The organism is Tatumella saanichensis (genome assembly GCF_000439375.1).
GTDB lineage: Bacteria > Pseudomonadota > Gammaproteobacteria > Enterobacterales > Enterobacteriaceae > Tatumella > Tatumella saanichensis.
The window spans coordinates 1-5,746 of the sequence record NZ_ATMI01000043.1; the positions used below are offsets into that span (position 1 = coordinate 1).

Genomic DNA, 5,746 nt, shown 5'->3' on the forward strand with positions numbered 1-5,746 from the left:
ATTAGCGCAAAGCAAGAAATCATTCTAACAAGCGGAGGCGGCTATATCCGTATTGCGGAAGGAGTGGTGGAGTGTGCGGCCCCGGACAAGATTATCCAACGGGCAGCGGTGTGGCAGAAGTTTGGCGGACAAAGTATAAGCCAGGCAATGCAGAGCTGGGAAAATACGGATTTTGCCATAACGCCTGAAGTCAGAAGGTTATCGGATGACTCACCGGTGGCCGGCTTGACGCTGGGTTTAACAGGCGGGGATGGCACACAGCAAAGTTTAGCGACCTCCGCTTCAGGTAACACTGCGGTGCAGAATAATGTAAATGTCGATTCTCTCAACGCCTCTTTGCTGGAGAAAACATAAGGCGCTCTGTTATTTCGGAACATATCTTCGTGGAAAGCACAAGGTTGATTGCCTCGGATGTCTTTCTGAAAAGTATTTTCCTGAAAGGAAAAAGGACGGAATTTATGGCCAATGAAAATACCACAGGTAATAACAGCAGTCTCTCAATGACCTGTATAAAACCAGAATGGGATGACAATGGAAAGGTCTGCTGGCCCGGCATACAGAATCAAAAAAAATCAGAGAATGCTAAAGCCGTTTTACTTCAGCCGCCTGTCAAAGCGATCCCCGTTATCTTCCTGCCAGGGGTGATGGGGACTAATTTGATGGGTACAGACGAAGGAAAGGAAAATGATATCTGGCGTGGCGATAGTATGGTAGTCGTATTTCTTAAATGGGCACGTAAAGATGGTAGTGAACGAAGAGAGTTGCTTAATCCCGACACCACAAAGGTGGATAACCGTGGGGATATTAACCAGACCCTCTATTCTCCCATTTCCGATGATGGGAAATTATTTGCAACCCGGCGGGAGCGGGGCTGGGGGGAGGTTTTATCCTTCAGCTACGGTAAATTTTTAAGTGTTTTACAAGGTGCGCTGTTGGATGACTGGCAGCAGGATCTGGTTAACTACGGCAAATCAGCGCCTGAGAAAAAGGGAGTGCTAAGCCAGCTGGTCGGCAAATCTCTGTCTGGGGGAAAAGATGCCGAAATCACCGGTGAATCTGTCCTGACCCAGGAAGAACTGAACCATTTTAAGAACTTTTTATTCCCAGTTCACGTTTATGGCTATAACTGGCTGCAGGATAATAAAACCTCGGCGGAAGGGCTGGTCGCCTTTATCGACAGGACGATAAGGCTCTATAACAATCACTGCGGCCACGGCATGCCTTTTCCTCCTGGGCAGGAAAAAGTCATTATCATCACCCATTCCATGGGCGGGCTGGTGGCGCGCTACGCGTCCCAGGTCAGCGGCGCAAAAGATAAAATTTTGGGGATAGTACATGGCGTGATCCCCGACCTTGGCTCACCGGCGGCGTACCGCCGCATGAAGGTTGGCGCAAGACAGGAGGGCATGGCTGGTGCCGTGCTGGGCAATACGGCAGAAGAGTTGATGCCGGTCCTGGCCAGGGCTCCCGCACCGCTTCAGCTCTTGCCCTCGGCTAAATACCTTGCCGGGGCGCCTTGGCTGACCGTGGAAGGGGCTGGCGAAGACGGCAGTGATCTTAAACTGCCGCAGACTCGGGATCCTTTTGGTGAGATATACCTGAATAAAACCCTCTGGTATCGCCTGTATGAGTCCGACATTATCGATAAGGATGAGGCAGTTAGTCAGAGTAACTGGGTTGAGTACAACGATCTCATTGATAAAAATGTACAGCCTTTTATTGAAGGTTTGGATAATCTCTACCATCCGAATACTTATGCTTTTTACGGCCATAAAATCGACTCCGACGGCACTTTAGCTTGGCGGAAAACCTCCATTACCTACCCGAAAAACAGGCATGAAAGTGATAGGAGGTTACCCAACAACTATCGGGAAATCCCCCTGCCATTTAATCGTTCCCAGATGTATGTGGTAACCTCGTCAAAAACGCCGGGGGATGGCACGGTGCCGGAGGAATCATTGAGCGCCATATGCCGCAACAGCGAAATCAAAAGTGTTCTGGCAACCGGTGTGGACCATCAGGGAGCCTACGACGTCAGCAGCATGAAGGATATTAAAGACAGGCCAGCCCTGCAGTTTACCCTCAGGGCCATTGTAAAAATGGTTCAGGAGATCCCGAACCCATGAAGACAATTTGGCAGCTTACAGCGTTATCGATTATGGCGGGAAGTATATTTTTAATTGCCCGGGCTACGGCATCCACACCAGTGCAGAAGGAAAGCTCAGTGATAAATAGTTTGTTTGCGCAAACCAAACCACAGTGCATCGGGCGCTATGTGATTGACGTTCCCGAGTCGTTTAACAATCAGCTTCACGATATGATTTTTATCGATGATTTTAAAATTGAAAGTAAACCGCTCTATCCGCCCGCATTTAAACAGCGGGTGCAATTAAGAGAGCAGGAACTGCGTGATGCGATAAGTAAGCCTGAAAACGATCCGAAAGATGCCCCTTTTTTAAAAGAGGTTATTCTTCTTTCTGATAGCAAGGGAGCAATTTTTGATCATAATGAGTCAGGTACTCCTGATATATATAGGCAACTGGAGGCACATGTTTATTCAGGCATGGTAGCCTTTGTGATAACTACTACTATCCGTGATTTTTCAGACAAGAAGCACCGCGAAAAAAAAACCAAATATCTAGCCAGAGGGTTTACTGAGGCTGACACAAATACCAAACCAGCCAAGCTTGCCGCCCTGCAGTCCCTGATATCGCGTTTAAGTGGCAGAAAGGATGAGGATATTCCGTCTGCTAAAGGGGTGTGTATACCGAATGGGTTTATCCGGGATGATGGCAGAAAGCATCTGGAAAAAATTACTTTTAGTTATGAAAATGACGACTTTATTTTAGGTATCTATACGAACAATAAATATCCTGGTTCTGAGGACACCCTGTTTAATCGTAGCGCACAAATTAATGAAGCGCTTAAAAGCTCAAATCAGTACACCATAAAGAAAGTTGCTCTCTCGCCGAATGGTATTCCGGCGGAGTCATGGTTGTTTGGTGGTATCAAAACCATTAGAAATCCGGCGACGGGGCAGGATGAGAAGATTACATTTTATGATTTTGATTTTAAAGCCAATGAGCGTGATGCTACAGCAGATAAGCCTAGACTGGGTATTGGACTCACCAGTGAGTATAAAAAAACGCGTTACAGCGAAGTGCAGATGATTGAAATCTGGGACCGGTTGGTAAATTCCCTGCGTTATAAATAACAGGTAAAGATGGAGCCTGACATTATACTTCGTCTCTTCCGAAGAGCCCGCTATGTGTAAAGAAAAGGAGTTCTCACCGTGGAGTGTATTTGTGAACGTATGGCCTTAGCGCTTGTGGCTACCGGAATACTTTGTATTACCCCTGTAATGGCATCCATACCAGTGCAGAAGGATAGTCCAGTGATAAATACTTTTTTTGCGCAAACCAAACCACAGTGCATCGGGCGCTATGTGATTGACGTTCCCGAGTCATTTAATAATCAGCTTCACGATATGATTTTTATCGATGATTTTAAAATTGAAAGTAAACAGCTCTATCCACCTGCATTTAAACAGCGGGTACAGTTAAGAAAGCAAGATCTGAATAGTGCAATAACTACACCAAGTAATAAACCAGAAAATGCACCCTACATCAAACAAATTATTCAACTGCAGGGTAATAAAGGTGTGATTTTTGATCGAAATAATTCAGGGTCCGCAGATTCATTCCGACATCTGGAAGCACATGTTTATGTAAATGGTATTGCATTCATTATTACTACCAAGATTTTAGACTTATCAGCTGATAAGTATAAAGAGGAGAAAAAAACATATCTCAATGCTGGTTTCTCCGAGATGGAAACTAACACTAAGCCTATCAAGCTAGCAGCCATGCAGTCTCTGATATCGCGTTTAAGCGGCAGGAAAGATGAGGATATTCCGTCTTCTAAAGGCGTGTGCATACCGAATGGGTTTATCCGTGATGATGACGGAAAGCATTTGGAAAAAATCACATTTAGTTATGAAAATGACGACTTTATTTTAGGTGTCTATACAAACAATAAATATCCTGGTTCTGAGGACACCCTGTTTAATCGTAGCGCACAAATTAATGAAGCGCTTAAAACCTCAAATCAGTACACCATAAAGAAAGTAGCACTCTCACCAAACGGTATTCCGGCGGAGTCATGGTTGTTTGGGGGTATCAAAACCAGTATAAATCCGGCGACGGGGCAGGATGAGAAGACTACATTTTATGATTTTGATTTTAAAGCCAATGAACGCGATGCTACAGCAGATAAGCCAAGACTTGGTATTGGACTCACCAGTGAGTATAAAAAAACGCGTTACAGTGAAGCCCAGATGATTGAAATCTGGGACCGGCTGGTAAATTCCCTGCGTTATAAATAACAGGTAAAGATGGAGACTGACGTTACACTTCGTCTCTTCCGAAGGGCCCGCCAGGCATACAGAAAAGGAATTCTCACCATGCAATGTATTTTTGAACGTATGGCCTTAGCGCTTGTGGCTACCGGGATACTTTGTATTCCCCCTATAGCGGCATCCACGCCAGTGCAGAAGGACAGTTCAGTGATAAATACTTTATTTGCACAAACCAAACCACAGTGCATCGGGCGCTATGTGATTGACGTTCCCGAGTCGTTTAACAATCAGCTTCACGATATGATTTTTATCGATGATTTTAAAATTGAAAGTAAACAGCTCTATCCGCCCGCATTTAAACAGCGGGTGCAATTAAGAGAGCAGGAACTGCGTGATGCGATAAGTAAGCCTGAAAACGAGGCTATAAATGCACCGTTTATAAAAGAAAAAATTGAGTTACCTGAAGGTAAAGGCGTTATTTTTGACAGAAATATTTCAGGGGAAGATGACCTCGGAAGAGTTTTAGAGGCACATGTATTAGTAAATTCGATAGCTTTTATTATTACGACAGAAATTCTTGATTTATCCAGTCATAAATATAGGGAAAGAAAAAAAACATACATTAAGGCTGGTTTTAGCGAGGCTCAAATGAATGAGAAACCAGCCAAGCTTGCTGCCCTGCAGTCTTTGATATCAAGGTTGAGTGGTAGAAAGGATGAGGATATTCCGTCTGCTAAAGGCGTGTGCATACCGAATGGGTTTATCCGTGATGATGACGGAAAACATTTGGAAAAAATCACATTTAGTTATGAAAATGACGACTTTATTTTAGGTGTCTATACAAACAATAAATATCCTGGTTCTGAGGACACCCTATTTAATCGTAGCGCACAAATTAATGAAGCACTTAAAACCTCAAATCATTACACCATAAAGAAAGTAGCACTCTCACCAAACGGTATTCCGGCGGAGTCATGGTTGTTTGGGGGTATCAAAACCAGTATAAATCCGGCGACGGGGCAGGATGAGAAGACTACATTTTATGATTTTGATTTTAAAGCCAATGAGCGCGATGCTACAGCAGATAAGCCAAGACTTGGTATTGGACTCACCAGTGAGTATAAAAAAACGCGTTACAGTGAAGCACAGATGATTGAAATCTGGGACCGGCTGGTAAATTCCCTGCGCTACAAATGATGGGTGAAAAATGGAGACTGAGATTGCACTTCGTCTCTTCTGAAGAGCCTGTCAGGCGTAAAGAAAAGGAGTTCTCACTATGCAATGTATTTTCGAACGTATGGCCTTAGCGCTTGTGGCTACCGGGATACTTTGTATTCCCCCTATAGCGGCATCCACGCCAGTGCAGAAGGACAGTCCAGTGATAAATAC

General features: G+C 44.6%; 5 protein-coding genes. All 5 read left to right on the forward strand.

Features of this window, described 5'->3' with window-relative positions:
• Nucleotides 1–354 (forward strand): DUF2345 domain-containing protein (locus DW47_RS16490; RefSeq protein WP_038027584.1); only part of this gene is annotated, 354 nt, incomplete at its 5' end.
• 104 nt (nucleotides 355–458) lie between these two features.
• On the forward strand, nucleotides 459–2,126 hold the full coding sequence (locus DW47_RS0113205) for a lipase family alpha/beta hydrolase (protein ID WP_029686895.1): 1,668 nt from the start codon (nucleotides 459–461) through the stop codon (nucleotides 2,124–2,126).
• A complete protein-coding gene (locus DW47_RS0113210) occupies nucleotides 2,123–3,214 on the forward strand; it encodes a T6SS immunity protein Tli4 family protein (RefSeq protein ID WP_029686896.1) in 1,092 nt (363 codons plus the stop codon). Before DW47_RS0113205 ends, DW47_RS0113210 begins: the two co-directional genes overlap by 4 nt.
• A gap of 78 nt (nucleotides 3,215–3,292) precedes the next feature.
• Nucleotides 3,293–4,384 carry a T6SS immunity protein Tli4 family protein gene (locus DW47_RS0113215; RefSeq protein ID WP_029686897.1) on the forward strand — a complete coding sequence of 364 codons (1,092 nt, stop codon included), beginning with the start codon at nucleotides 3,293–3,295 and terminating at the stop codon, nucleotides 4,382–4,384.
• Between the two features lie 78 nt (nucleotides 4,385–4,462).
• Nucleotides 4,463–5,554 (forward strand): T6SS immunity protein Tli4 family protein, encoded by a 1,092-nt coding sequence (locus DW47_RS0113220; protein ID WP_029686898.1) that lies wholly within the window; start codon nucleotides 4,463–4,465, stop codon nucleotides 5,552–5,554.
• Nucleotides 5,555–5,746 lie beyond the last annotated feature (192 nt).

Excerpts from the sequence above, each read along its gene's own strand:
- DW47_RS0113205 (WP_029686895.1), top strand. The coding sequence starts at position 459 with ATGGCCAATGAAAATACCACAGGTAATAACAGCAGTCTCTCAATGACC.
- DW47_RS0113210 (WP_029686896.1), top strand. The coding sequence starts at position 2,123 with ATGAAGACAATTTGGCAGCTTACAGCGTTATCGATTATGGCGGGAAGT.
- DW47_RS0113220 (WP_029686898.1), top strand. The coding sequence starts at position 4,463 with ATGCAATGTATTTTTGAACGTATGGCCTTAGCGCTTGTGGCTACCGGG.